Genomic DNA, 26,388 nt, shown 5'->3' with positions numbered 1-26,388 from the left:
TCCGACCCGCCTTTGACCATGGGTGAAGCCCCCCCCAAGGAGGGCCTGAGCGAGGCCACGAACGCGCTGCAGTCCGCCGGACCCCCCCCCACCGGCGGACCGACGACGACGGCCCCGCATCCCTGCCCGGGATGCGGGGCCGTCCGCCTGTCGGCGGAGGACTCAGATGTCGTCCTCGTACGCGGGGCCGCCTTCGTTCTCCATGGCCTCGATGCGCCGGGACTTCTCGGCGGTGAAGATCCGGCGGACCCCCGTGCCGCCGAACTCGTCCTCCGGGACCAGCCCGACGCCGTACTTCAGCAGGGCCTTCTCCAGACGCAGACGCTCGTCCACCCGCAGGTCGGCCAGCCCCTTCTCGAAGCGGCGCAGCTGCTCCTTCTCGAGACCGGCCGCGGTGGCCAGGGTGCGGACACTGACCTGGGCGAGCGCGCGGCCGGCGCGTGCCACGTCGAAGGTCATCGGGGTGGGGTACATCAGACATCTCGATTCTGCAGTTCTCGACGGGGATCCGGTCCATGATGGCCGCGCCCCGGTTGAAGGGACAAGGGCGCGCCAGCCTAGAACCCGCTGTGCGACAGGCGCGTCGCTGACCCATCGCTCCCGCCACGCCGGCGGAACGCGGACGGGCCCGCCTCCGGTCATCGGAGGCGGGCCCGTCGTCGTCGTGGGGTGTCAGTCCTGGACGAAGTACATCTGCTTGTTGACGAACTCGTCCATGCCGAGCGGGCCGAGCTCGCGGCCGAAGCCGGAGCGCTTGACGCCGCCGAACGGGATCTCCGCCCCCTCGCCCGCCGGCGTGTTGACGTTGGCCATGCCGACCTCGAGCTGCCGGGCGACCCGCTCGGCCTGGGCTTCGTCCTGGGAGAACACGGCGCCGCCCAGGCCGTACTGGGAGTCGTTGGCGAGGGCGAGCGCCTCGTCCGCGGACTCCACCTTGTAGACGACGGCGACGGGGCCGAAGAGCTCCTCGCGGTAGGCGTCCATCTCGGAGGTGACGCCCGTGATCACGGCCGGGGCGAAGCGGGCGCCCGCCTCGTCCGTGACGGTCCCGCCGACGTGGACGGTCGCGCCCTGCTGACGGGCCCGCTCCACCTGCTCGGCCAGGCCCTCGGCGGCACCGCGCGAGGACAGCGGGGTGAAGACCGTCGGGTCCTCGTCGGCGGCCTCCCCGGGCTTCATGGCCTCGGCCAGGGACACCAGCTCGGCCACGAAGGCGTCATGGATGTCCGCCGAGACGATCATGCGCTTGTTGGAGTTGCAGGCCTGGCCCATGTTGTACATGCGGGTCGCCCACGCGGTGCGGGCGGCCTCGGCCGGGTCCTCGGCGTCGAGCACGATGTACGGGTCCGACCCGCCGAGCTCGAGGACGGCCTTCTTGAGGTGCTGGCCCGCGAGCGCGCCGATCACGGAGCCGGCCCGCTCGGAGCCGGTCAGGGAGACGCCGGCCACGCGCGGGTCGGCGATGAACTCGGCGATCTGGTCGTGCGTGGCGAAGACGTTGGTGTACACGCCAGCCGGCACGCCGGCGTCGTCCATGATCTGCTGCACGGCCAGGGCCGAGCGCGGGCAGATCTCGGCGTGCTTGAGCACGATCGCGTTGCCGAGCATGAGGTTCGGCGCGGCGAAACGGGCGATCTGGTAGTACGGGAAGTTCCACGGCATGACGCCCAGCAGCACACCCAGGGGCAGGTGGCGGATCATGGCGCGGCCGCCCTCGAAGGTCTCGATGGGGCGGTCCGCAGCGAGGGTGGGGCCCTTCTCTGCGAAGTAGCCGAAGATGGCCGAGCTGAACTCCGCCTCCTCGACGCCCTCGGTCACGCGCTTGCCCATCTCGGTGGCGATGATCTGCGCGAGCTCGTCCTTGCGCTCCTCGAAGAGGTCCGCGACCTTCTGCACGATGGTGGCGCGCTCCTCGATGGGGCGGGCGGCCCACGCGCGCTGGGCGGTCTCGGCGGCGGCCAGCACCTGGTCGACCTCACCGTCTGCGAGGGCGGGGAACGTCTCCACGACCTGGTCGGTGCTGGGGTCCTGCACGCGATAGCCGGTGGGGGTGCTCATGAGTGGGTCCTCTCGTTGGGGTCCCGGACCACGGCAGTGCCGTCGTCGTCCGGACGGATGATCGGGATGGGTCGGGTCGAGTCCGTCTGCGGCAGGGTTTCGCCTCGGAAGTAGGCCGGGTGGCGCAACCGCGTCCACATCATCAGTACCACGCCGATGGCCAGCACGCCCATGCCCAGGATGAACACGGTGCCGACACCGAACACGGAGGAGCCGGAGCCGTAGTCGGGGTCGGTGGAGTCCAGCGCGGTCACGCAGAACATCACCAGCAGCACGAGGCCGCCGATCAGCGGGAACAGGAAGGTGGTGAGGGCGTTGCCCACCGAGGTGAACCACTCGCGGCGGAAGTACCAGACGCAGGCCAGGGCGGTGATGCCGTAGTAGAAGCAGATCATCAGGCCCAGGGCGGTGATGGTGTCCCACAGGGCGTTCTCGGAGAGCAGCCGCGTGACGACGTAGAAGAGGCCGGCGAAGCCCGCACACACCCAAGTCGCGAAGGCCGGGCTGTTGAACCGGGGGCTCAGCTCGGCGAAGCGCGCGGGCACGGCCCGGTAGAAGCCCATCGCCAGCAGGGTGCGGGCCGGGGAGACCATGGTGGACTGCAGGGAGGCCAGGGAGCTGACGAGGATCGCGCTGGACATGATCACGGCGAAGGGGCCCAGGATCGGGCCGGCGAGGACCGCGAAGATCGACTCCTGGTTGTCCGGGTTGCCCGCGCCCAGGCCCTCGGAGCCGATGCCCGCCCAGGAGATCACGGCCAGGGCGGACAGGATGTAGACGGCGATGATGACGAACACGGTGACGGCGGCGGCCCGGCCGGGGGTGCGCTCGGGGTCCTTGGTCTCCTCGTTCATCGTGAGGGTCACGTCCCAGCCCCAGAACAGGAAGATGGACAGGGAGACGCCGGCCGCGACCACACTGAAGTCGCCCGCGGTGAACGGGTTGAACCAGTCCAGCTGCACCGGGGTGGGGTCGAAGCCCGCACCACGGGAGGACTGCGTCAGGGCGGCGATGGCGAACGCGCCGAGGGCCAGGATCTGGAAGGCCACCAGGATGTACTGCAGGTGCTTGGTGGTCTCCATGCCGCGGTGCGAGATCCATCCGGCCAGGGCCAGGTACACCACGGTCAGGGGGATGTTGACCCACAGGTTGCCGGCCAGGTCCGCGATGGCCTGGCTCCCGGTGATCTGGGCGAGCAGCAGGAACGTGAAGTCGACGGCGACGGCCGCCAGGTTGGACAGCACGATCACGGAGGCCGCGATGAGCCCCCAGCCGCCCATCCACCCGACATACGGCCCGAAGGCGTGCGTGGCCCAGGTGAACGACGTGCCGGAGTCCGGCACCCGTGTGTTCAGCGCCCGGTAGCCGAGGGCCACCAGGAGCATCGGGATGAAGCCGAGCAGCAGGATCGCGGGCACGTGGGTGCCGACGGTGCTGATGGTCGGCCCGAGGCCCGAGGTCAACGTGTAGGCGGGGGCGACGACGGAGACGCCGATCACCACGGCCCCGAGCAGGCCGACCTTGCCGGCCTGGAGCCCCTTGTTGCTCACTCCTCCCGGGTTGAGGAGGTTGACCTGCTCGATGGCGGAGGTGGTCGGGTACACGTGCTCGTGTCCCTCGCTGTCGACGACGCGGCGTCGTGGGGTGGATGCGCTCATGAGGATGTCCTTGTCCGTGGGGCCGGTCAGCCGGTGGGCTGCCCCGCGTCGGTGGCTTCCCGCTCGGCGATGGCCAGGGCGGCGGCCTCGCCCATGCGGATCGCGCCATCCACGTGCTGGTAGCCCTCGGCGGCGATGTCCGAGCACGCGTAGTGGATGGGGCCGGTCGGGCGGTTCTGGAGGTGGCCCCAGCGGGAGAGCCCGCCGAGGTCGTAGCTGGTGGCGTAGGCGCCTCGGGTCCACTCCTCGGCGGCCATGTCCGAGAGGAAGAACGCGATCGGCTCGAGAGTCCGGGGGCCGAGGTACTCGGCCATGGCGCCGAGGATCGCGGCCTTGCGCTCCTCCTCCGGCAGGGCCCACATCTGCTCCGCGTACACGTCGGACACGAAGCCGACGAGGGTGCCGTGCGGGTCCTCCTCGCCCGGGGCGCCACCGGCCAGGTTCTCGCCGCGGTTGGTGTTGTCATAGATCTCCTGGACGAGACGGCCCCCGCCGAAGCACGTGCCGGACAGGCCCTCCTCGCGCCAGAACGGGGTCTCGTACACGGCGTGCACCTTGATGACCAGGCCCATGGAGATGTGCTGGTGCGCGATCTGCTGCTCGCGCGGCATCGGCGGCTCGAAGGAGATGCGGCTGTAGAGGTTCGGCGGGACGGCCAGGACCGCGTAGCGGGCGTGCACCTCGTAGTCGTCAGTGAGCGCCACGACGTCGCCGGCGGCGCCGTCGTGCGCCACGCCGTTGCGCACGTCTGCGGCCACCCCGTTCTTCTCGTCCGCGGTGGTCGGGTCCGGCTCGGCCCAGCGCAGGGTGCGCACCGGCTGGCCGAGGACGACGTCGCCGCCCAGCTCGGCGGCCATGGCCAGGGACACGGACTGCATGCCGCCCTCGACGCGCTTGTCCAGGATGAAGTCCTCGTCCACCAGGTTGCGGAACGACCCGGCCGAGGCGGCCATGAGCAGGGCCTGGAGCATGGAGAAGGTGTGGGAGGGCTTGGTCAGCATGCCGGAGGCGATGTAGATGGAGACGTTGTCGATGGCCTCCGGGTCGTCGGACTGCTGCTCCAGCCAGTGGCGGAAGGAGATCTTGTCCAGCTCGGCGGCCCGCGGGTGCTCCCACGGGGCGGCGGCGTCGATCTCTGCGGTCAGTTCGTCGATCTTGGCGATCAGGCGATCCATCTCCCGGTCCGTCTTCTCGGCCACCGGGAAGTCGAGGCCGTCGTAGACGTGGCGTTCTCCGCGCGGGTCCACATAGACGTTGCGACCCTCACGGAAGCGGGAGAACGTCGGCAGGCCGAGCTCCTCCACCAGGGAGATGAGGCGGGTCTGGTCCGGGGAGATCCACTGGCCGCCGATCTCGATGAAGTGGTCCTTGCCGTCAGTGCCCTCGACCAGGCCATTCCAGGTGCGGCCACCGACGCGCCGGCGCGCCTCCAGGACGGTGACAGACAGGCCCTGGGCCTTCGCGGTGCGGGCGGCCATGAGGCCGGCGGGGCCGGCGCCGATCACGACGACGTCGCTCGTCCGGCGCTCGCGGCCGACGGTGGCGGGGGCGGTGGTCATGGGGGTGCTCCTCTGGCGGGGACGGGGCATCGGGCAGAGCCCTGGTGAATGCCGTTCATTTAGAGTGTCGGCGCTCACTGTACGGGCCGCGCGCCGGGAAGGGAAGGCCGGTCCGTGGCCGGCCTGACACCTCCTGTCCGTCCGACGGGTCAGAATGGCCGGATGGACGAGACCCCTGAACCGCCCCGGACGCGCCGCCGCCGCGGACGACCTCTCTCCCCCGCTCTGAGCCGCGAAGCGATCGCGGACGCGGCGCTCGCGGTCGCCCGCACCGAGGGATACGAAGGGCTCACCATGGCGGCGGTCGGCCGTCGCCTGGGCGTGGCGCCGAGCGCGCTCTACAACCACATCCGCGGCAAACATGAGCTGCTCGTCCTGCTGCAGGACGCCGTGATGGGCGAGGTCTCGCTCACCGAGTTGGAGGCCGCGATCCGGGGCGAGGCGCCCGTCGTCGCCGCCCTGCGGGCGTGGGCGCGCTCCTACCGGGACGTCTTCGCGGCCCATCCGCCGCTGATCCCGCTCATCGCCACCCTGCCGATCGAGGGAGCCCCGTCGACGCAGCGGGTCTACGAGACGGTGTGCGCGGTGCTGGCCCGGACCGGCCTGGCGCCGGAGCAGGTGCTGGCCCGGGTGATCGCGCTCGAGTCGTTCATCTACGGGTCTGCGTACGACGTCGACGCTCCGGCCGACATCTTCGAGGTGGCGGGGGCGCAGGAGCGGCTGCCCGCGCTTGGCGCGGCCGCCGAGGCGTTCCGGGCGGGTGGGGGCACGCGCGCGACGGGGGCGCGGAACCCGTACGCGGACGCACCCTTCGAAGAGGGACTGGACCTGCTGCTCGCGGGCCTCGGCGACTGACGCGCGGGCCGCCGGCCGCGTGTCATGCCGGCACGGACGCGCCGCCCCTCCGCGTGAGAGGGGCGGCGCGTCGACGGATCTGTGTGCGGCGGGCTGTCAGTCGGTCAGACCCAGACGACGGCGGGCCGCGACCAGCACCCCCGCGGCGGCGGCGCCGAGGCCGGCCAGCCACCAGCCGGTGGACTGCCCCGTCTCGACGGTGTCCGGGGTCGTGTGCTGCTCGTCGGCGTCGTCCTCGACCGGAGCGGGCCGCTCCTCCTCGTCCTCCGGAGCCGGGGCGGCCTCGTCGCCCCGGAACGCGGCGAGCGCCGCGGCGGTGTCCGGGTCGGTCAGGTCGAGCGGCTTCCCGTTGAGGACGCCGTCCTCGGCATCGAGGAAGCCGTCGTACGCGGCGGGGATCTCCTCGCCGACGTGCACGGTGACGGTCTGGACATGGGCGACGTGATCGCTGTGGAAGTCGACGGTGAAGGTGTCCGTACCGACGAAGCCCTTCTCGGGGATGTACCAGGCACGGAGCTCGGAGTGCTCCGAGTCACGGAACGCGAAGACCTCGCCGTGGGCCGGCTCGGACACGACCGCCGCGTAGGTGTTCTCCATCGTCGGCGCGGCGACCAGGTGGACGATCTCGGCGCCCTCCACCCCGGGAGCCGACTGCATGGCCGAGTCCCAGACCAGGGGCCGGTCCCCGAGGTGGGCCGCCTGGGGGCCGTCGACGGAATGCACGGCCGCCCCCTGATCGTCGGCGAGGTCGGTGTCCGCCTGGAGCGTGATGCCCATGTTCAGCATCTGCCCGTCGGCCACGACGTCGTACCGCACCAGGCCTGCGCCGGCCGCGCCGAGCGCGCGGCGGGTCTCGAGGACGTCCACCGCACCGCCGTCGATGACGTCCAGGGCGGTGAACTCGACCTCCTGGCCGCCCTCCAGGCGGGTGCCGTCCTCGGCCACCGGGGTGAGCGTGAGCGTGAGGTCCTCCGGGTCGTAGCCGTCGTAGGTCTGGAAGAAGGCGGTGGTGACGTTCTCGTGGTCGACGGCCTGGAAGTAACCGGACTGGGGGCCGTGGGCGTCGTCCCAGGCGGCGGCGGGGCCGGCGAGGGCGACGGTGGTGACGAGGCCGGCGGCGGCGACGGCGGCGGGCAGGTGACGGAGGGAGGGACGACGGGTACGGATGACGGACATGGCAGCTCCTCACTGAGTCGGCCGGACAGGGCCGGCGGCCCCCGCCTCTGCAGCACCGGTGTTCCGGGCTCCACGGGTGGGGACGCCTCGAGTCTGTCCGCCCAGAGCCTGCCGTGAAAGAGCTGTGCGACGTCGATGCGTGATCGACGCTGGACCGCAACCCGGCCGTGACCGGCGGGTCTCGACGGCGAGCTGGCCGTCACGACGACGAAGGCCCGGTCCGCACGGACCGGGCCTTCTGACTGGTGGAGGTAAGGGGATTCGAACCCCTGACCTTCTGCATGCCATGCAGACGCGCTACCAACTGCGCCATACCCCCAGATGTGGGCGTCACCCGCGATGTTCACGCGCCGTTTCCGGCCCGTTCGCCTCGCTGGCAACTCGACCAGCGTACACGGTCCCCCGCGCGGGCGCCAAATCGGCGTCCGGGCCGAGGCGCCCTCAGATGTTGTAGCCCTCGAGGGTCCAGTCGCCCCAGCCCTCGGCCCCGGTGTCGGGAGTGAACGCGCCCTGCAGCACGGCGGCGCGGGCGTTGCCGATCCGCTCCATCGCCGCGAAGGCCTCGCCCTCGTGACGCAGGAGCAGCCCCGTGGCCGCGCGGATCAGCGCACCGTGGGCCACGGCGAGCAGGGTGTGGGCGCCACCGTCGCGCGGGGTGTCCGCCCAGTGCGGGGGCACGTGTCCGCGCAGCGCACGCAGGGCCCGCTCGCCGCCCCCGCGCAGGGTCTCCCCGCCGACGGGACCGGCGTCGAGCGCCGGCTCGGCCCGCCAGAGGCGGTGCTCGTCCGGCCAGCGTTCCGCGATGGCACTGAGCTCCAGGCCCTCCCACTGTCCCCCGGCCAGCTCCATCAGCTCCGGGTCGACGGCCACGGGCGCCGCGCCCACCCGGGCCTCGAGCACGATCTCGGCCGTGCGGCGCGCCCGGGCCAGCGGGGAGCACACGGCCACGAGCTCCTCCGCGTCCTCGATCAGTTCGCCCACGGGCCCGCCGGCGGCGCGGCGCGCCTGGCGCTCCCCCTCGGCGTTCAGCTCGATGTCCGTGTGCCCCTGGTAGCGGTCCAGGGCGTTCCAGTCGGTCTCGCCATGACGCAGCAGGATCAGGCGCATCTCGCGGCCCCGCTCAGGAGGCGTGCGAGGCGGAGGCGCCGTCGTCCTGGGCGGCCGCGTCCGGGCGGGTGCTCTCCTCCGGCAGGCCGAGGTCGATCGCCGGGGTGTCCTTCCACAGGCGGTCCAGCGCGTAGAACTCGCGGTCCTCGCGATGCTGGACGTGCACCACGAAGTGCCCGTAGTCGAGCAGCACCCAGTGGCCGTCGGACCGGCCCTCGCGACGCAGCGGCTTGAGCTGCTCGTCCTTCAGCAGCGCCTCCTCGACGCCGTCGACGATCGCGTTGACCTGACGCTCCGAGGCGCCGGAGGCGATCAGGAAGGCGTCGGTGAGGCCGAGCCGTTCCGCGACGTCGAACGCGACGATGTGCGTGCCGAGCTTGTCCGCGGCGGCGGCCGCGGCGGTGGTGAGGGCGTCCAGGGTGGTCTGGGGAACGGTCACGAGGTCTCCTCTTCCGAGACGTAGAGGTGGTGCTTGGCGATGTACTGGACGACGCCGTCCGGGACGAGATACCAGACGGGCCGGCCCCGGCGGACGCGCTCCCGGCAGTCCGTGGAGGAGATCGCCATGGCGGGGATCTCCATCAGGGACACGTCGGCGCCCAGGCCCATGTCCGAGAGGTCGTGGCCGGGACGGGTGACGCCGACGAAGTGCGCCAGGTCCCAGAGCTCGTCCACGTCCTTCCACGTGAGGATCTGGCCCATCGCGTCCGCGCCGGTGATGAAGAACAGCTCGGCGTCCGGGTGCAGGCGGCGCAGGTCCCGCAGCGTGTCCACGGTGTAGGTGGCGCCGGGGCGGTCGATGTCCACGCGGGAGACAGTGAACCGGGGGTTGGAGGCGGTGGCCACCACGGTCATGAGGTAGCGGTCCTCGGCCGGGGAGACCTGCCGGTCCGACTTCTGCCACGGCTGACCCGTGGGGACGAAGACGACCTCGTCCAGCTCGAACTCGGCGGCCACCTCGGAGGCGGCCACGAGGTGCCCATGGTGGATCGGGTCGAAGGTGCCGCCCATGATGCCGAGGCGACGACGGCGCGCGCCCCCGGCGGTGGGCGCGGGCACGGGGGTGCGGGAGGCGACGGTCATGCGCTCAGGAGACGAACGGACGGCCCGCCACGCAGCCCCCGGCAGGGGCGACGACGCGGCGGGCCGGTGAGACGTCAGTGACCGGAGGTGTGCGAGCCGCGGCCGGTGCCGTGGTGCTGGACCGCGGTGGTGGGCTCGGGCAGGCGCAGCGCGCGGGAGCGCATGGACATGGTGGCGGCCAGGGCGGCCATCAGCAGCGCGAAGACGAGCAGGCCGTACCAGATGGGGTCCATCGGCAGCTCGTTGACGACGTGGTGGCCCTCGGCGGCGGCCAGGATCAGGGAGGTGTTCAGCATGGATGCTCCTCGGTGCAGCGGGTCAGACGGCCGGGCCGGGGCCGGGCCGAAGGGGTCCTGGTGTCCATCGTAGCCCGGCTCAGCGGCGGATCTGCCCGTCGCCGCGCAGGATCCACTTGGTGGTCGTGAGCTCCTCCAGGCCCATGGGCCCGCGGGCGTGCATCTTCTGGGTGGAGATGCCCACTTCGGCGCCGAGGCCGAGCTCGCCGCCGTCGGTGAAGCGCGTGGACGCGTTCACGATGACGGCCGCGGCGTCCACCTGGGTGATGAACCGCTCGGCCGCGGCCAGGTCGTTGGTGACGATGGCCTCGGTGTGGCCCGTGGACCACCGGCCGATGTGCTCGATCGCCCGGTCGAGGGAGTCCACGACGCGCACGGCCATCTCCATGTCCAGGTACTCGGTGCCCCAGTCCTCCTCGGTGGCGTCCACGGCGTCCCGGGCGTGGTCGCCGCGGTCGGCGAGCGTGGGCAGCCAGGCCCGCGCGGCCTCGTCCACGTGCAGCAGCACGCCGGCACGAGTGAGGGCGCGCAGCACCTCTCGGCCCACCTCCTCCGCGTCCCGGTGGAGCAGCAGGGTCTCGGCCGCATTGCACACGGAGGTGCGGTGGGTCTTCGAGTTGAGCACGATGTCCACCGCCATCTGCTTGGGTGCGGAGGCGTCCACGTACAGGTGCACGTTGCCCTCACCCGTCTCGATCACGGGCACCCGGGCCTCACGGACCACGCGCTGGATCAGCTCACGGCCGCCGCGCGGGACGAGGACGTCCACCGCGCCACGGGCGGCCATCAGGGCGGCGACACCGGGACGTCCGAGGTCGTCGATGCCCTGGATGATGTTGGGGTCGAAGCCCTGGTCCACGAGCGCCTCCCGCAGCACCTGGATCAGGACCGCGTTGGTGGACTCCGCGGCCGAGCCGCCGCGCAGGATCACGCCGTTGCCCGACTTCAGGGCGATGCCGGCGATGTCCACCGTGACGTTCGGACGGGCCTCGTACACGGCGCCCACGACGCCCAGGGGCACCCGCACCTGGCTCATCCGCACGCCGTTGGGCAGCGGGCCGCCGCGGACCACGGTGCCCACGGGGTCCGGCAGGCCGGCCAGGGTCTCCAGGGCGAGGGCCAGTGCCTCGACGCGCGCCTCGTCCAGCTTGAGGCGGTCCAGCATGGCCGCCGAGGTGCCGGCCTCGCGGCCGCGGCTGCGGTCCTCGCGGTTGGCCGTGATGATCGCGGCCGCGTTGGCGCGCAGGGCCTCGGCCATGTGGCGCAGGACGGCGTCCTTGCGGACGCGGCCGGCGGTGGCCAGCTCGGGCACGGCCTGACGCGCCCACTCAGCCCGTTGGCGGACGGCCTCCTCGACCTCGGGCGTCGGCGCCTCGGCGTCCTGGCGGCCGGACTGGTCCTGGGGTGCGGTGCTCTCGGGGGTCTGCATGCCTCCAGCCTATCGAGCACCCCGGACGAGGCACGAGGCCCCGGCCCGTCGCCGCGGGCGCGGCCCGTGCCGGTCAGCGCTGCGGCGGAGCCAGGCGCACCCAGTCGTCGGCGTGCACGACGACGCCGTCGTAGCCCGCGCCGAGGTCCTCGCGCAGGTCGGCGGTCGTCCGCCCGAGCATGCCGGGCAGCTGCGACGAGGAGTACTGCACGAGGCCGCGCGCCCGCACCCGGCCGTGCGCGTCCACGATCTCGACGACGTCGCCCGGCGTGAAGTCGCCCGTGCAGCCGGTGATGCCCGCGGCCAGCAGGGAGCGGCCGCGGTCGATCGCCCCGGCCACCGCGCCGTCGTCGATGACGAGCCGGCCCCGGACCTCCGCCGTGAGGCCGAGCCACGCCGCGCGTGCGGACCGGCGGCGGCCGGTGGCGGAGAACCACGTGCCCACGTCCTCCCCCGCGAACGCGGCGCCCGCGTTCACGGCCGAGGTGAGCAGGGTCGGGATGCCGGTGGTGGCCGCGATGCCGGCCGCGTCCACCTTGGTCACCATGCCGCCCGTGCCCACGCCCGCGGAACCGGGCACACGCACGTCGACGCCGGCCAGATCGTCGTCCGAGGTGACCTCCGGGATGCGCCGCGCGTCCGGGTTCGAGGGGTGGCCCGTGTAGAGGGCGTCCACGTCCGAGAGCAGGACCAGCAGGTCCGCCTTGCAGAGGTTGGCGGTGAGGGCCGCGAGGCGGTCGTTGTCACCGAAGCGGATCTCGCGCGTGGCCACGGCGTCGTTCTCGTTCACGATCGGCATCACGTCGAGCGTGAGCAGCCGCGACAGAGCGCGGTGCGCGTTCGTGTACTGGGTGCGCCGCATGAGCTCCTCGGCGGTCAGCAGCACCTGGGCCACCTCGGTGTCGTGCCGGCCGAAGCTCGTGGTGTAGTGCGCCATGAGCTTGCTCTGGCCGACCGCCGCCGAGGCCTGCTGGGTGGCGGTGTCCTTGGGGCGTCGGCCCAGTCCGAGGTGGGGGAAGCCGGCCGCGACGGCACCGGAGGACACGAGCACCACCTGGGTGCCCCTCTGCCGCTCCGCGGCGAGGACGTCCACGAGGCGGTCGATGGCCTCCACGTCCAGGCCGTCCGGGGTGGTCAACGAGGACGAGCCGATCTTCACGACCACCCGGCGTGCGGCCTGCATCGTCTCCCGCGAGGTCACGGGGTTGGCCCGCGGGTCCTCGGAGCCGCGCGTGGCGGGGGTCGGATAGCGGGTGACGACGGTGCGCCGCACGGACATGGATCATCCCTCTCGATCGTCGGTGTCGTTCCACAGGCCGGAGCGTCGCTCGGCCTCCATCTCGGCCCGGGTCGCCGCACGGGCGGCCCGGCGGGCATCCTGCTCGGCGCGCTTCTCCGCGCGGGTCGCGCGGGTGCGCTCGTCGAGCCGCAGGTCGGTGCCACGGGGCCCGGCGAGCAGCTCGGCTCCCGCGGACAGCGTGGGCTCCCAGTCGAAGACGACGCCCGTGACGTCGTCGCCGATCACGACGGCGTCGCCCGGCTTCGCACCGGCCTTGAACAGGCCGTCCTCGACGCCGGCCCGCTGGAGCCGGTCCGCAAGGTAGCCGATCGCCTCGTCGTTCTGGAAGTCCGTCTGGGCGACCCACCGCTCGGGCTTCTCGCCGCGCACGCGGAACAGCGGCTCGAGGTTGCGCTCCTCGCGGCGGATCGTGAATTCGGCCCGCTCGCCACGGCGGCGATGCCGGCGCGGCACCTCGACGGGCGCGGCCGGTGCGGGCTCGACCACCCGGGAACGGGCCTCGGCCACGAGCTCGGCCATGGCGTACTTGAGGGCGTCCAGGCCCTCGCGGGCCAGCGCGGAGATGTCGAAGACCCGCAGGCCGCGGCCCTCGAGCTCGTCGCGGACCATGTCCGCCATCGCGGCGCCGTCGGGCAGGTCGGTCTTGTTCAGGGCGATGAGGCGGGGCCGCTCGTTCAGCGGCACGACGCCCTCCCCGCCCTGGGAGAAGACGGGCTCCACCGCGTAGGCCTCGAGCTCGGCTTCGATGGCCTCGAAGTCGGCGATCGGGTCGCGGTCGGACTCGAGGCTGCCGCAGTCGAGGACGTGCACGAGCGCGGCGCAGCGCTCGACGTGACGCAGGAACTCCAGGCCGAGGCCGCGGCCCTCCGAGGCACCGGGGATCAGGCCCGGGACGTCGGCCACGGTGAAGCGCACGTCGCCGGCCTGCACGACCCCGAGGTTGGGCACGAGCGTGGTGAACGGGTAGTCCGCGATCTTGGGACGGGCCGCAGACAGGGCCGCGATGAGGGAGGACTTGCCGGCCGAGGGGAAGCCCACGAGCGCGACGTCCGCCACGGTCTTGATCTCGAGGGTCAGGTCCCGGCTCTCCCCCGGCAGGCCGAGCAGCGCGAAGCCGGGCGCCTTGCGCTTCACCGAGGCCAGAGCCGCGTTACCGAGGCCTCCCTGACCGCCGGCGGCGGCGACATAGGTCGCGCCCTCCCCCACGAGGTCGGCCACGATGTTGCCCTGCTCGTCCTTGACCACCGTGCCGTCCGGCACGGGCAGCACGAGCGACTGGCCGTTCTTGCCCTCGCGGTGGTCTCCCATGCCCGGCTGGCCGTTCTCGGCGGACCGGTGCGGGGCGTGGTGGTAGTCCAGCAGCGTGGTGGTCTGCGAGTCCACCACGAGGGTGATGTCGCCGCCGTCGCCGCCGTCCCCGCCGTCGGGGCCGCCCAGGGGCTTGAACTTCTCGCGATGCACGGAGACGCACCCGTGCCCGCCGTTGCCGGCGGTGAGGTGGAGGACCACGCGGTCCACGAAGGCTGCCATGGGAGTGCTCCTAGGGGCTGGAGGGATCGGACTCAGACGGCCCAGGGGCCGGAGACGCCGACGGCGGGGGCGGGTCCGGTGGATGCCGGGCCCGCCCCCGCCGGGGCGTCAGGGGGTGCGGGTGTCCTCGCCGGGCGAGGGTCCGCACGCAGACCGCACGAGTGTCAGATCACTCCGCGGCGGGGACGATGTCCACGACCTTGCGGCCGCGGCGCTGGCCGAAGGCCACGGAGCCCGCGGACAGCGCGAAGAGGGTGTCGTCCTTGCCGCGGCCGACGTTGCGGCCCGGGTGGAACTTGGTGCCACGCTGGCGGACGATGATCTCGCCGGCGTTGACGTCCTCGCCGCCGTAGCGCTTGACGCCGAGGTACTGCGGGTTCGAATCGCGGCCGTTCTTCGAGGAACTGCCGGCCTTCTTATGTGCCATTGCTGTTGCCTAACCTCTCGGATGCTCGGTTTCGCCGGTGCCGGTGACGGCTCAGGCGATCCCGGTGATCTTGACCGTGGACAGCTCAGAGCGGTGGCCCTGGCGCTTCTTGTAGCCGGTCTTGTTCTTGTACTTCATGATGACGACCTTCTTGCCACGGGAGTGGGAGACGACCTCGGCGGTCACCTTCACACCGGCGGCATCGGCGCCAGCCTTGACCTCGTCCCCGTCCACCAGCATCAGAGCGGGCAGCTCGACGGAGCCACCGGTCTCAGCGGGAACGCGGTCGAGGGTAACGAGGTCTCCGACGGAAACCTTCTCCTGGCGGCCGCCAGCGCGGACAATCGCGTACACCACTTGGGACTCACTTCTCTCGACGTTTCAATGGATCAGATCGGGTTCTGCTCGCCCGCACCTCGACCGCGGCTGCGTCCGGGTCCGGCGGTCCCTCACCGGGACATGCGGGAGCGTGCGGGCGGTGAACACCGATGGTCCAGCATACTCGCTGCCGGGCGTCCGGACCAAACAGAGGCGTGTCGGCGCGTCGCCGCCGCCCGGGGCGGGCCCGGGGCGGCGGCACCGACGACGGTCAGCGGCCGCGCCGGGCCAGGTCGGCGGCCTTCACCCCGACGCCGAGCATCACCGGGGCGGCACCCTGCGGCTCGGCGGGGGTGGACGCCTCGGCCACGGCCGCGGTGAAGCGGCCGCCCTGGGTGCCGCCGGGCGCGGCCTGGACCTGGACGTGGACGCCGTCGGACGACACGGCGCGACGCGGGCGCCGGCGCGGCGATCCGGGCGCCGGGGCGGTCGGGGCCTCGGCCGGGGCGTCCGCGGCGGACGCCTGTTCCGCGTCCGCCGAGGGCTCCGCCGTCGGGTCGGTCGCCGCAGGCTCCACCATCACGGCCTCCTCGACGGCGGCCGGGGCGGCGGGCTGCTCGTGGACCTCGGTGGCGTCCGTGGACTCCTCGGGCGAGGGCTCGGTGGCCTCCACCGGAGCCGCGTCCGTGCGGTCGGCCGTCCGCTCGGCGGACGCGTCCGCACCGGCGGCCGGACGGACGACGCCGTCGCTCGAGGCCCGGCGGGACCGGCGGCGCCGGGGCGCCGGGGCATCCTCGGCGGGCACGGGCACCGGGGCATCCTCGGCGGGCACGGGCTCCGATGCGTCCTCCGCGGGCGCGGCCGCCGAGGACTCGGCGTCCGCGGCGTCGTGTCGCGACGGCGTGGCGCGCTCCGCGCCCTGGTCCTCGGCGTCGGTCTCGGTCGAGGCCGCCTCGCCGTCCCGCCGGGACCGGCCACGGCCACCCCGGCGACGCCGGGACCGGCGCGGGCGGTCGCCCTGCTCGGCCGCATCCTCCGTGGGCTCGGCCTCGGCATCGGCCTCCGGCTCCGCGACGGCGGCCACGGCCTCCTCGGCCTGCACGACCGGATCCTGGTGCTCAGGGGCCCCAGGGGCCTCGGAGGCGGCCTCCTCCTCGGTCTGACGGGGCTGACCGGCGGACTCGGCGAGCCCATCGTCGTGCGACCGCGCGGCATCCTCGGAGCCCGCGTCCTCGGCGCCGGTGTCCGCCGACTCCTCGGTGCGGCCCCGGCCGCGGCGGCGGCCCCGACGACGCCGGCGACGCGGCGTCTCCTCCTCGTCCGTCCCGGCCGGCTGCCCGGCCTCCGCGGGCCCGGCCGACGCGGCCTCGACGGCCTCGGCCGCGGAGTCCTCGGCGGCGTCCGCCGCCTGCTTGGCGGGGGCGGACTCCTGGGCGGGGGCCTCGTCCTCGGCCACCTTGCCGGAGGCCTTCGCGATCGAGTGCAGGGCGACCCGGGCGGCCTCGGCCCGCTCACGGCGCTGCCGCTCGTCCTCGGAGTCGGCGTGCTCGGCGCCCGTCGTCGTGGCCGCGGCGGCGTGGGTGTGCTCGCCCTCGCCGTTGCCCCGGCGCCGGCGACGACGGCGGCCCTCCGCCTCGCCGCGCTGCTCACCGCCGGAGCGGCCCCGCTCGACGGGGGTGTCCTGGATGAGGATGCCGCGGCCGGCGCAGTGCTCGCAGGTCTCCGAGAACACCTCCACGAGCCCGGTGCCCATGCGCTTGCGCGTCATCTGGACCAGGCCGAGCGAGGTCACCTCGGCGACCTGGTGCTTCGTGCGGTCCCGGCCCAGGCACTCCACGAGACGGCGCAGCACGAGGTCGCGGTTGGCCCCGAGCACCATGTCGATGAAGTCGATGACGATGATGCCGCCGATGTCCCGCAGGCGCAGCTGCCGGACGATCTCCTCGGCGGCCTCGAGGTTGTTCTTGGTGACGGTCTCCTCGAGGTTGCCGCCGGAGCCCGTGAACTTGCCGGTGTTCACGTCCACCACGGTCATGGCCTCGGTGCGGTCGATCACGAGCGAGCCGCCGGAGGGCAGGTACACCTTGCGCTCGAGCGCCTTGTGGAGCTGCTCGTCCACGCGGTGGGTGGCGTACAGGTCCTCGCCGTCGTGGTCCTCCGGCACCCAGTGGTGCAACCGGTCCAGCAGGTGCGGGGCCACGTAGGTCACGTAGGCCTCGATGTTGTCCCACGTGGCCTCGCCCTGCACGAGCATGGCGGAGAAGTCCTCGTTGAAGACGTCGCGGACCGTCTTGATGGTCAGGTCCGGCTCGGCGTAGAGCAGCTCGGGGGCGAGCACCTTGGTGCCGGACGCCTTCTCCTGGATGCCCTCCCACTGGGCGCGCAGACGGTTGATGTCGTTCTGCAGCTCCTGCTCGGAGGTGCCCTCGGCCGCGGTGCGCACGATCACGCCGGCGTCCTGCGGCAGGTGGTCCTTGAGGATCTTCTTCAGACGCGAGCGCTCCACGTCCGGCAGCTTGCGGGAGATGCCGGTCATCGAGCCTCCGGGCACGTACACGAGGTAGCGGCCGGGCAGGGAGACCTGGCTGGTCAGGCGGGCGCCCTTGTGGCCCACCGGGTCCTTGGTGACCTGGACGAGCACGGTGTCGCCGGACTTGAGCGCGTTCTCGATCTTCCTCGGCTTGCCGTCCAGCTGGGCGGCGTCCCAGTTGACCTCGCCCGCGTAGAGCACGGCGTTGCGTCCGCGGCCGATGTCCACGAACGCGGCCTCCATGGACGGCAGCACGTTCTGGACCTTGCCCAGGTACACGTTGCCGATCATCGAGTCCTGCGTGGTGTGTGAGACGAAGTGCTCGGCCAGCACGCCGTCCTCGAGCACGGCGATCTGGATGCGCTGGTCGCGCTGGCGCACGAGCATCTTGCGGTCCACGGCCTCGCGGCGGGCCAGGAACTCAGCCTCGGTGATCACGGTGCGGCGACGCCCGCCCGAGCGGGAGTCGCGGCGGCGCTGGCGCTTCGCCTCGAGCCGGGTGGATCCCTTGACGCTCTGGACGGTGTCCGAGGCGGTGCCGACGACCTGGCGCGGCGCGCGCACGCGGGTGACGGTGTGCTCGGGATCGCCGGCCTCGCCGCCGTCGAGCTCCATGTCCACCTCACCGCGGCGGCGTCGGCGGCGCCGCCGGGAGACCACGGCGCCCTCGACCCGGTCCTCGGACTCTCCGGCGTCCTCGTCCTCGGAGCGCTGCCGGGACGTGGTCTCGGTGCGCAGGACCTCGATCAGGTTCGCCGGCACGGCGAACGGGTCGGTCGGGTCGACCTGCAGCGTCGGCGCGCTCGGCTCCTCGGGCGCGTCCGCGGCGTCGTCGGACGCGGGGGTCCGCTCCGGCTGAACCGCCCCGGCGGCGGTGTCCGCTGCGGTCTGCGTCACGGCCTGCGCGGCCGTCTCCTCCACGCGTTCGTCTGCGCGGGTCGTGTCCTCGTTGTTGGCCGCCATGGCAGCACCTCCCGCCGACCGACGACGCCACACTCGCCGCCGCCCGGCGTGTCCGCGTCCGCCGCCGGCCGCGTTGCCCCGGGCGCCGTGCGCCACGGGTGCGCCGGGAGGCGGACTCCGAGAAGTCATCGGGTGGACCGCGTCGACCGTCAGGGCCCGGCGCGGAACCGCTGCGCCCTCGAGATCGGGGCCTGGGCGTCACGTGCCGTCCGCCGGCCGGCGCACGGACGCACGCGGGCGGGGCCCGGCGTCCACCTCCCGCACGATGCTCGACGCGGGGGCGCCTCGGCGGCGGCCCGACGTCGGGCGCGCAGCGGGCTGCCCCGCGGTGTGGCCACGGGACGGCCAGGGCCGATTCTCTCACATCCGCCCCGGGCATGCGCCTAGAATCGTGTCCATGCCTGCGACCCCGCTGACGGACGACGTCCGCCTCTCCCCTGCCGACGACGTCCCCGCCGAGGAGGCCCGGCTCACCTGGTACGCCCGGCCCGCGGGCACGGCGGCGCTGCTGCTGATCACCTCGCTCGTGGCGCTGGCGGCGACGATCATCATCATCGTCGAGCGCGCGCTCCTCACCGCGGACCCGACGCACCGCACGTCCTGCGACCTCAACCCGTGGGTGTCCTGCGGCCAGGTGATGCAGTCGTGGCAGGCCCACACCTTCGGCTTCCCGAACACGTACATCGGGGTGGTCGCGTTCTCCGTGCTCATCACCGTGGCGGTGTCCCTGCTCGCCGGCGCCCGCTTCGCCCGCTGGTACTGGCTGCTGATGAACGCGGGGATCCTGGCGGGCTTCGCGTTCTGCGTGTGGCTCTGGTACTCGGCCGTCTACAGCATCGGCACCCTCTGCCTCTACTGCATGATCGTGTGGGCCATGGTCATCGCCCAGCTCGTGCTCGTGACGTCCCGGAACCTGCAGACCGGCACGCTGCCGGCCCCGGCCGGTCTCGTCCGCCTCGCCCGGGACTTGGCCTGGCCCGTGATCGTGCTCCTCTACGTCCTGGTGTTCGCCTCGATCCTGCTGGAACTGGGCCTCGGGGTCATCGGGATCGACTGAGCCTAAGCTCCCCCACCGGACACGACGACGGCGGCCGGTCACCCCACCAGGGTGACCGGCCGCCGTCGTGCGGGCCCGGACCGGGCTCAGCCGAACCAGATCGCGAGCTCGCGCTCGGCCGAGAGGGTCGAGTCCGAACCGTGGACGAGGTTCTTCTGGACGGCCTCGCCCCAGTCCCGGCCCAGGTCGCCGCGGATGGTGCCCGGGGCGGCCACGGTGGGATCGGTCTTGCCGGCCAGCGAGCGGAAGCCCTCGATCACCGAATCGCCCGTGACGCGCGCCGCCACGACGGGGCCGGAGGTCATGAACGCCACCAACGGCTCGAAGAACGGCTTGCCCTGGTGCTCCTCGTAGTGCCGCTCCAGCATGGCGCGGGTGGGCGTGAGCATCTTCAGATCGGCGATCACGTAGCCCTTGCGCTCGATGCGCGCGAGGATCTCGCCGACCAGGTTGCGGGCCACCCCGTCCGGCTTGATGAGGACGAGGGTCTCTTCGGTGTGGTGCGTCATGGGGTGTGCTCCTAGCGTCGTCGGACGGCCGCGAGCGCGGTCCGGTTCCCGCCCCACCCTAGTGGGGCCCGGGTCTCAGCGTCCGTGCTCGGCCTCCCAGGCGGCCTCGAGGCGGTCGCGCTGGGCGTTCTCGACGTCCATGGCACCGCCCTTGATCACGGCGTACGCCCACGTCAGCGCGAAGAGGGCCCCCACCACGAACATCGAGTACTCCCAGAAGCCGGAGGCCAGCAGGACGGCCTGGATCGCCCAGCCGATTGCGATGCCGACGGGCTTGCGCACCAGGGCGCAGGTCAGCACCGCGACGACGGCCAGCGCGGAGTAGCCCGCCACGAACCACCAGGCGCCCGGCTCGTCCCGGTGCATGCCGAACAGCATGAGTCCGAGGAAGAAGATGAGCACCGCCTCGAGCATGAGGATCGTGGAGGTGAACAGGGCGCGCACGGAGCGGCGGCGCCGACGAGTGCCGGGGCGCCACTGCCGCTGGGCTCGCGTCTCGCGCGCGGGGCGCCAGGGCTCGTCGCCGAAGCGCCCCTGCTCCGTGGCGCCTCCGGCCTCCGGCTGGTCGTCGGTCATCGGTCCTCCTCCGGCCGGCGGCGGGCGCCGGCGTCGTCGCGGTCCTCGAGCAGCTCGAGGATCTCCGGGTCCAGGTCGTCCTCGTCGGCGTCCGCCAGCCCGACGGCGTCGAGCAGGTCGGCGGGGTCGAGGCCGCGGGCGGCCACGGTGACGGGGCCGGCATGGCGGGGCTCGCCCACGAGGGTGCGGACCTCGGCGGCCAGGGTGATCGAGCCGAGCACGAGCACGCCGCCGCCGGTGCCGGAGGCCAGTTCGTCCGCGCTCGTCTCGAGGGCCTCCGCGCGGCCGACCGCCCACTCGAGGGCGTCCGGCACGGACTCGGTGGCGTACACGTCGTCCTCGGGCCAGCCGGCGTCGACGGCCATGCGGGCCAGCTCCCCGGCCGGGATGGCGCGGGCCGAGGAGGACTGCGTCACCGCGAGGTCCTCCACGTCGTCGCCGAACGCCCGGTAGAGCGCCGCGAGCATGCCCGGCGCGTCCTTCTCCTGGAGGATCCCGACGACCAGCGAGAGGCGGGTGAAGCCGAACGCCTCCTGCACCGCACGGGCCGTGGCCCGCACGCCGTCCGGGTTGTGGGCGGCGTCCACGATGAGCGTGGGGGCGGTGCGCAGCACCTCGAGCCGGCCGGGCGAGGTGACCTGGGACAGCCCCTCGCGCAGCAGCTCCTCGTCCAGCGGTCGCACGCCGCCGCCCAGGAACATCTCCAGGGCCGCCACGGCCACCGCGAGGTTCTGCGCCTGGTGCTCCCCGAGCAGCGGCAGGAACAGGTCCCGGTACTCGGCCGCGAGGCCACGCACGGACACCTGCTGGCCGCCCACGGCCAGGGAGCGCTCGAGCACGCCGAACTCGACGCCCTCGAAGCGGAACGGCACGTCGGCCGCCCGGGCCGCCTCGAGCAGCACCTGGGCGGCGTCGCGCTCCTGGGCGGCGGAGACGAGGGCGCCGCCGGGCTTGATGATGCCGGCCTTCTCCTCGGCGATCTCGGCCTCGGTCTCCCCCAGCAGGTCCGTGTGGTCCAGGGAGATGGGGGTGACCACGGAGACGACGGCGTCCGCGACGTTGGTCGCGTCCGTCACACCCCCGAGGCCCACCTCCAGGACGACGACCTCGACGGGCTCGTCCGCGAACACCGCGAAGCCCAGCGTGGTGACCGCCTCGAAGTACGTCAGCGGGACCTCGCCCGCGGCCTCGAGCTCCGCGTCCACGGTCTGCACGATCGGGAGGATCTCCCCCCACACGCGCACGAAGGTCTCGTCGGCCACCGGGGCGCCGTCGATGCTGATCCGCTCCGTGACGCGCTGCAGGTGCGGCGAGGTGTAGCGCCCGGTGCGCAGCCCGTAGGCACGCAGGACGGCCTCGACCATCCGCGCCGTGGACGTCTTGCCGTTGGTGCCGGTCAGGTGGATCACCGGGGCCGCGTGCTGCGGGTCGCCGAGCAGCGCGAGCACGCGCCGCATCGGCTCGAGCCGCGGCTGCATCTTGTTCTCCGGAGCGCGGGCGAGCAGGTCCCGGTAGACCTCCTCGACCGTGCCCGGGACGTCCCCGCGCATCACGCGTCCGCCTTCGCGACGGTGACGGCCACGGTCTTCATGGCGTCGTCGGCCGGGTCCTTGCGCGGGTCGGCCGCGCCGGAGTCCACGAGCTCCAGGTCCACCGTGAGGGTCTCCTCCGCGACGAGACCGCGGTGGGCCTCGAGCGCCGCCACCACGGCGGTGGGGCCCTCGATCCGCGTGCGCACGCGGTCGGAGACGTCCAGGCCGGCGTCCTTGCGGGCCGCCTGGACGGCGCGGACCACGTCCCGGGCGGTGCCCTCGGCGGCCAGCCCCGCGGAGACCTCGGTGTCCAGCACGAGGAAGCCGGCGGTGCCGGGCAGCACGCCCACCGCGGTCCCCTCGGGGGCACCGGTGGAGACGGTGCGCAGCTCGTAGAGCGCGGGGGCCAGGGTCACGGTCTCACCGTCGGCGAGCGTGACCGCCAGGCCCTCGGCCGTCTCCTCGTACGCGCCGGCGTCGACCGCCTGCTTCACGAGCGGCACCTGCCTGCCGAACGCCTTGCCGAGCTCGCGGAAGTTCAGCTTCAGCTCCGTGCCGATGCCGTAGCGGGCGATCGCCGCCTCCGAGAGCTCGGTGAGCTCGACGTCCTTGAGGTTCAGCTCGTCCGCCACGATGCGGGCGTAGGTGCCCTCGAGGCCCGCCGCGTCCGGGACGACGACGGACAGGCGGGGCAGCGGCAGGCGCACCCGGCGCCCGGCCCCCTTGCGCAGGGCCGAGCCGGCCGAGCTGATGCGGCGCACCGCGTCCATCCGGGCCACGAGGGAGTCCGCCTCGGGCCCGTGCGGGAACAGGTCGGCGTCCGGGTAGTCGGTCAGGTGGACCGAGCGGCCACCGGTGAGACCGCGCCAGATCTCCTCGGCGATCAGCGGCATCAGCGGTGCGGCGGCCCGGGCGAAGGCCTCCAGGACGGTGTAGAGGACGTCGAAGGCGACGGTGTCCTCGTCGAAGAACCGCTCACGGGACCGGCGGATGTACCAGTTGGTCAGCGTGTCCATGAAGCCGCGCAGCGCGTCCGTGGCGTCCGAGACCTCGTAGGCGTCCAGGCCGGTCTTGACCTCCCGCAGCATGCGGCCCGTGGCGGCCAGGATGTACTGGTCCAGGGGGTCCTCGGCGGTGTGCTGCTCCTGCGCGCGGTACCCCTCGGGGCGGGCGCCGCCGTCGTGCGCGGTGTTCGCGTAGAGGGTGAAGAAGTGGTAGGCGTTCCACGCCGGCAGCAGCACCTGGCGGACGCCCTCGCGGATGCCCTCCTCCGTGACGATCAGGTTGCCGCCGCGCAGGATGGGGCTGGCCATGAGGAACCAGCGCATGGCGTCCGCGCCGTCGCGGTCCAGGACCTCCGTGACGTCCGGGTAGTTGCGCAGCGACTTGGACATCTTCTGTCCGTCCGAGCCGAGCACGATGCCGTGCGAGATCACGTTGGAGAACGCCGGCCGGTCGAACAGGGCGGTCGCCAGGATGTGCATGGTGTAGAACCAGCCGCGCGTCTGGCCGATGTACTCCACGATGAAGTCCGCCGGGTTGTGCGTGGGGAACCAGTCCGCGCGCTCGAACGGGTAGTGCACCTGGGCGTACGGCATGGAGCCGGAGTCGAACCAGACGTCCAGCACGTCCTCGACGCGGCGCATGACCGCACCGGCCGCGGCGGCCTCGGGGTCCGGGTGGGGGCGGGTGAGGTCGTCCACCCACGGGCGGTGCAGGTCCACCTCGCCCTGGGCGTTGCGCGGCAGGCGGCCGAAGGCCTCCTCGATCTCCGCGAGCGAGCCGTAGACCTCCTGGCGGGGGAAGTCGGGGTGGTCGGACTCCCACACCGGGATGGGCGAGCCCCAGTACCGGTTGCGGGAGATGGACCAGTCGCGCGCGTTGGCGACCCACGTGCCGAACTGCCCGTGCTTCACGTTGCCGGGGATCCAGGTGATCTCCTCGTTCAGCTCGAGCATGCGCTCCTTGATCTGGGTGACCTTGACGTACCAGGACGTCACCGCGCGGTAGATCAGGGGCGTGCGGCACCGCCAGCAGTGCGGGTAGGAGTGCTCGTAGGAGGCCTCCCGCGCGAGCCGGCCCAGCGAGCGCAGGGCGCGGATGATCGTGCGGTTGGCCTCGAAGACCTGCACGCCGGCGATCTCGCGCAGGTCGCCGCGCCCGACGTCCTCGCGGGCGAACAGCGGCAGGAACCGGGCACCGGAGTCCACGGAGAGCATCACGGGGATGCCGTTGGCCTCGCACACGCGCTGATCGTCCTCACCGTAGGCCGGCGCCTGGTGGACCACGCCGGTGCCGTCCTCGGTGGAGACGTAGTCGTCCACGAGGATGCGGTGGGCGCCCTCGACGCCGAGGTCACGGCCGTTGACGGTGAAGGTCTCCCCGCGGTGGGCGTCGAACACGTCCGTGAACAGCGGCGCGTAGGCCAGGCCGCCGAGGCGGGCGCCGGGGATCGTCTCGGTGACCGCGGCGCGGGCGGCGTCGGCGTCGGCGTAGCCGAGCTCCTTGGCGTGGGCGCCCACGAGGTCCACGGCCAAGAGGAAGCGGTCCCCGTCCGCGGTCGCGCCCTCGGGGCCGGCCGGCACCACGGCGTACTGGATCTGCGGGCCGACGGCGAGGGCCGCGTTGGTCGGCAGCGTCCAGGGCGTGGTGGTCCAGGCCAGGACGTGGACGCCGGCCAGGTGCGCGGCGAGCGCCGCGTCGGCGCCGCCGTCGGGCACGAGGGCGGGGTCCGCCGGGAGGCCGGTGATCGGGAACGTGACGGTGACCGAGGGGTCCTGGCGCATCTTGTAGACGTCGTCGTCCATGCGCAGCTCGTGGTTGGACAGCGGGGTCTCGTCGTTCCAGCAGTAGGGCAGGACGCGGAAGCCGCGGTAGGTCAGGCCCTTGCGGTGCAGCTCGGAGAAGGCCCAGATCACGGACTCCATGAAGTCCGGGGTGAGGGTCTTGTAGTCGTTCTCGAAGTCGACCCAGCGGGCCTGGCGGGTCACGTAGTCCTGCCACTGGTCCGTGTACTTCAGGACCGAGGAGCGGCAGGCGTCGTTGAACGTGTCGATGCCCATGGCCTCGATCTCGGACTTGTCCGTCATGCCCAGCTGCTTCATCGCCTCGAGCTCGGCGGGCAGGCCGTGGGTGTCCCAGCCGAAGCGGCGCTCCACGCGGCGGCCCTGCTGCGTCTGGTAGCGGGCCACGAGGTCCTTGACGTACCCGGTGAGCAGGTGGCCGTAGTGCGGCAGGCCGTTGGCGAAGGGCGGGCCGTCGTAGAAGACGAACTCGTTCTGCGAACCGTCCTCGTTCCGGGCGGGACGCTGGTCGATCGAGGCCTGGAAGGTGCCGTCCTCGTCCCAGTACGCCAGGATGCGGCGCTCGATCTCCGGGAAGCGCGGGGAGGCGGGGGTGCGGCCGTCAGGGGCGGAGGAGGCGAGGGGATACACGGGGGTCCTTTGCGTCCGGGGCGTCGGTTCCGTGCAAGGACGCCCGAGGGCCCGACCCTCCGGCCGGCCGCGGACGCGGTACCACCTTGCTTGCCGGCGTCGGGAGGTCCCCGGGGTGCTGGCCGCTTGATGACTGCTGTGACGGGCTTACCCGTCCGGTTCTACTGGGGCCGTGCGGCCCGTTCTTCCGGAGGCTCGCCGGTGATGGCCGGGTCGACGCCTGTGCCCGCCAGTGTAGTGGACGCTGCGCCGGCCCGTGGCCGCGGGGCCGGAGCGCGTCAGAGGGCGGTGCGCACGGCCGCCGACGCGTCGCCGTCGATCTCCACGTGCACGGCGTCCCGGCCCGAGGCCCAGAGGAGGAGCTCCCCGACCTCGCCGGTCACCGTGACGGGCGCCCGCAGCGCCACGGCCCCACGGGTGACGGTGACCGGGGCGCGGCCCGGGCCCTGGAGGACCACCGGCGCCGTGGACGTGCGCAGGAACAGCGGGGCCATGCGACGCAGCGAGCGGTAGAGGGCGTCCTCCTCGTCCGGGGAGAACGCGCGCGGGGCGGGCAACGAGCCGCCGGCCGAGGACTCGCCGCGCCGGACGTCCTCGAGGTGGATGAAGTGCTCGGCCGCGTTCACGTGCCTGTCCGCCGCCCGCATGGGGTTCAGCGCCGACGGGCCCGCGGCCCACTCCCGCACGACCTCGGCGTAGTCGCGGCGCTTGGTCGCCGCGGTCAGGCGGTCGAGGTGGCGGGACAGCGGCGGGATGAACAGGGCGGCGAAGGCGTCGGGCCGGCGCTCCCGCAGCCAGAGGTGGGCGGCGAGGTCGCGGGTGCTCCAGCCGCCGCACAGGGTGGGCGCGTGGGGGCCCTTCTCGAGCAGGAGGTCAGCGAGGCGGGCGCGTTCGGCTGCGGCGAAGGTGGTCATGGGCACCACGGTAGGGAGCGGGCCGCGGCGCGGGCGAGGGGTGGCGCCCCGCCGCGGCCTCGCATCCACCCGACGGG

At 73.0% G+C, this 26,388-nt stretch carries 22 protein-coding genes, 1 tRNA gene and 1 pseudogene; 3 read left to right on the top strand and 21 right to left on the bottom strand.

Annotated elements, in window-relative coordinates; genetic code table 11:
• Positions 1 to 162 precede the first annotated feature (162 nt).
• The 4 genes from KVS67_RS02115 to KVS67_RS02100 form a co-directional block, all read right to left on the bottom strand.
• A complete protein-coding gene (locus tag KVS67_RS02115) occupies positions 163 to 474 on the bottom strand; it encodes a hypothetical protein (RefSeq protein ID WP_063189604.1) in 312 nt (103 codons plus the stop codon).
• A gap of 198 nt (positions 475 to 672) precedes the next feature.
• Complete coding sequence (locus tag KVS67_RS02110) at positions 673 to 2,058, bottom strand: NAD-dependent succinate-semialdehyde dehydrogenase (RefSeq protein ID WP_063189602.1); 1,386 nt, start codon at positions 2,056 to 2,058, stop codon at positions 673 to 675.
• The gene (locus KVS67_RS02105) at positions 2,055 to 3,716 is read right to left on the bottom strand and encodes an APC family permease (RefSeq protein WP_063189600.1); all 1,662 of its coding nucleotides are present in this window, start codon (positions 3,714 to 3,716) and stop codon (positions 2,055 to 2,057) included. The genes KVS67_RS02110 and KVS67_RS02105 overlap by 4 nt, the downstream gene beginning before the upstream one ends.
• Positions 3,717 to 3,742: 26 nt before the next feature.
• Positions 3,743 to 5,275, bottom strand: a complete 1,533-nt coding sequence (locus KVS67_RS02100) for an NAD(P)/FAD-dependent oxidoreductase (RefSeq protein ID WP_063189598.1) — start codon at positions 5,273 to 5,275, stop codon at positions 3,743 to 3,745.
• A gap of 162 nt (positions 5,276 to 5,437) precedes the next feature.
• Here KVS67_RS02100 and KVS67_RS02095 point away from each other — a divergent pair, with 162 nt between their 5' ends.
• Complete coding sequence (locus KVS67_RS02095) at positions 5,438 to 6,130, top strand: TetR/AcrR family transcriptional regulator (RefSeq protein ID WP_063189596.1); 693 nt, start codon at positions 5,438 to 5,440, stop codon at positions 6,128 to 6,130.
• Positions 6,131 to 6,226: 96 nt separating this feature from the next.
• On the opposite strand, the gene KVS67_RS02090 is transcribed toward KVS67_RS02095, so the two are convergent.
• The 12 genes from KVS67_RS02090 to KVS67_RS02035 form a co-directional block, all read right to left on the bottom strand.
• Positions 6,227 to 7,306, bottom strand: a complete 1,080-nt coding sequence (locus KVS67_RS02090) for a hypothetical protein (RefSeq protein ID WP_063189594.1) — start codon at positions 7,304 to 7,306, stop codon at positions 6,227 to 6,229.
• 243 nt (positions 7,307 to 7,549) lie between these two features.
• Positions 7,550 to 7,625, bottom strand: a tRNA-Ala gene (locus KVS67_RS02085).
• 122 nt (positions 7,626 to 7,747) lie between these two features.
• Positions 7,748 to 8,413, bottom strand: coding sequence for a histidine phosphatase family protein (locus tag KVS67_RS02080; RefSeq protein ID WP_063189586.1), 666 nt, complete (start codon positions 8,411 to 8,413; stop codon positions 7,748 to 7,750).
• A gap of 13 nt (positions 8,414 to 8,426) precedes the next feature.
• A complete protein-coding gene (gene rsfS / locus KVS67_RS02075) occupies positions 8,427 to 8,852 on the bottom strand; it encodes a ribosome silencing factor (RefSeq protein ID WP_002853902.1) in 426 nt (141 codons plus the stop codon).
• Entirely contained in the window at positions 8,849 to 9,496 is a 648-nt protein-coding gene (gene nadD, locus KVS67_RS02070) for a nicotinate-nucleotide adenylyltransferase (protein ID WP_087113835.1), read from the bottom strand. The genes rsfS and nadD overlap by 4 nt, the downstream gene beginning before the upstream one ends.
• Before the next feature lie 74 nt (positions 9,497 to 9,570).
• The gene (locus KVS67_RS02065) at positions 9,571 to 9,792 is read right to left on the bottom strand and encodes a hypothetical protein (RefSeq protein WP_010078833.1); all 222 of its coding nucleotides are present in this window, start codon (positions 9,790 to 9,792) and stop codon (positions 9,571 to 9,573) included.
• 79 nt (positions 9,793 to 9,871) lie between these two features.
• Positions 9,872 to 11,221, bottom strand: a complete 1,350-nt coding sequence (locus KVS67_RS02060; RefSeq protein WP_063189581.1) for a glutamate-5-semialdehyde dehydrogenase — start codon at positions 11,219 to 11,221, stop codon at positions 9,872 to 9,874.
• A gap of 73 nt (positions 11,222 to 11,294) precedes the next feature.
• Positions 11,295 to 12,500, bottom strand: a complete 1,206-nt coding sequence (proB, locus tag KVS67_RS02055) for a glutamate 5-kinase (RefSeq protein ID WP_063189580.1) — start codon at positions 12,498 to 12,500, stop codon at positions 11,295 to 11,297.
• A 3-nt stretch (positions 12,501 to 12,503) separates the two neighbouring features.
• Entirely contained in the window at positions 12,504 to 14,051 is a 1,548-nt protein-coding gene (gene obgE, locus KVS67_RS02050; RefSeq protein ID WP_063189578.1) for a GTPase ObgE, read from the bottom strand.
• Positions 14,052 to 14,220: 169 nt separating this feature from the next.
• Positions 14,221 to 14,478: a 50S ribosomal protein L27 gene (rpmA, locus tag KVS67_RS02045; RefSeq protein WP_002853915.1), complete on the bottom strand. Its 258-nt coding sequence runs from the start codon at positions 14,476 to 14,478 to the stop codon at positions 14,221 to 14,223.
• A 51-nt stretch (positions 14,479 to 14,529) separates the two neighbouring features.
• Positions 14,530 to 14,835, bottom strand: a complete 306-nt coding sequence (rplU, locus tag KVS67_RS02040; RefSeq protein ID WP_002853919.1) for a 50S ribosomal protein L21 — start codon at positions 14,833 to 14,835, stop codon at positions 14,530 to 14,532.
• 232 nt (positions 14,836 to 15,067) lie between these two features.
• Positions 15,068 to 18,289, bottom strand: coding sequence for an Rne/Rng family ribonuclease (locus KVS67_RS02035; RefSeq protein WP_082836628.1), 3,222 nt, complete (start codon positions 18,287 to 18,289; stop codon positions 15,068 to 15,070).
• A 397-nt stretch (positions 18,290 to 18,686) separates the two neighbouring features.
• Between KVS67_RS02035 and KVS67_RS02030 the strand changes: the two genes are divergently transcribed.
• Positions 18,687 to 19,346, top strand: coding sequence for a vitamin K epoxide reductase family protein (locus tag KVS67_RS02030; protein ID WP_063188728.1), 660 nt, complete (start codon positions 18,687 to 18,689; stop codon positions 19,344 to 19,346).
• 86 nt (positions 19,347 to 19,432) lie between these two features.
• On the opposite strand, the gene ndk is transcribed toward KVS67_RS02030, so the two are convergent.
• Together ndk and KVS67_RS02020 are read right to left on the bottom strand one after the other, a co-directional pair.
• A complete protein-coding gene (gene ndk, locus KVS67_RS02025; protein ID WP_063188730.1) occupies positions 19,433 to 19,855 on the bottom strand; it encodes a nucleoside-diphosphate kinase in 423 nt (140 codons plus the stop codon).
• 75 nt (positions 19,856 to 19,930) lie between these two features.
• Complete coding sequence (locus KVS67_RS02020) at positions 19,931 to 20,275, bottom strand: DUF4233 domain-containing protein (protein ID WP_354436019.1); 345 nt, start codon at positions 20,273 to 20,275, stop codon at positions 19,931 to 19,933.
• On the opposite strand from KVS67_RS02020, the pseudogene KVS67_RS14375 reads away from it, so the two are divergent.
• Positions 20,250 to 20,312, top strand: a pseudogene (locus tag KVS67_RS14375) (hypothetical protein); the annotation flags it as partial. The gene KVS67_RS02020 and the pseudogene KVS67_RS14375 sit on opposite strands and share 26 nt — an antisense overlap.
• A gap of 115 nt (positions 20,313 to 20,427) precedes the next feature.
• Here the strand turns inward: KVS67_RS14375 and KVS67_RS02015 are convergent.
• The 3 genes from KVS67_RS02015 to KVS67_RS02005 form a co-directional block, all read right to left on the bottom strand.
• Positions 20,428 to 21,981, bottom strand: coding sequence for a folylpolyglutamate synthase/dihydrofolate synthase family protein (locus KVS67_RS02015; RefSeq protein WP_063188734.1), 1,554 nt, complete (start codon positions 21,979 to 21,981; stop codon positions 20,428 to 20,430).
• Positions 21,981 to 25,397 carry an isoleucine--tRNA ligase gene (gene ileS / locus KVS67_RS02010; RefSeq protein WP_063188736.1) on the bottom strand — a complete coding sequence of 1,139 codons (3,417 nt, stop codon included), beginning with the start codon at positions 25,395 to 25,397 and terminating at the stop codon, positions 21,981 to 21,983. Before ileS ends, KVS67_RS02015 begins: the two co-directional genes overlap by 1 nt.
• Before the next feature lie 278 nt (positions 25,398 to 25,675).
• On the bottom strand, positions 25,676 to 26,311 hold the full coding sequence (locus tag KVS67_RS02005; RefSeq protein WP_063188738.1) for a TIGR03085 family metal-binding protein: 636 nt from the start codon (positions 26,309 to 26,311) through the stop codon (positions 25,676 to 25,678).
• Positions 26,312 to 26,388: the final 77 nt, after the last annotated feature.

Origin of the sequence: Micrococcus sp. GbtcB5 (assembly GCF_019091605.1) — a bacterium.
In the GTDB taxonomy this organism is placed as follows: Bacteria; Actinomycetota; Actinomycetes; order Actinomycetales; family Micrococcaceae; genus Micrococcus; species Micrococcus luteus.
Note: the sequence above shows the minus strand (reverse complement) of the source record. Positions and strands in the feature narration are given on the sequence as shown.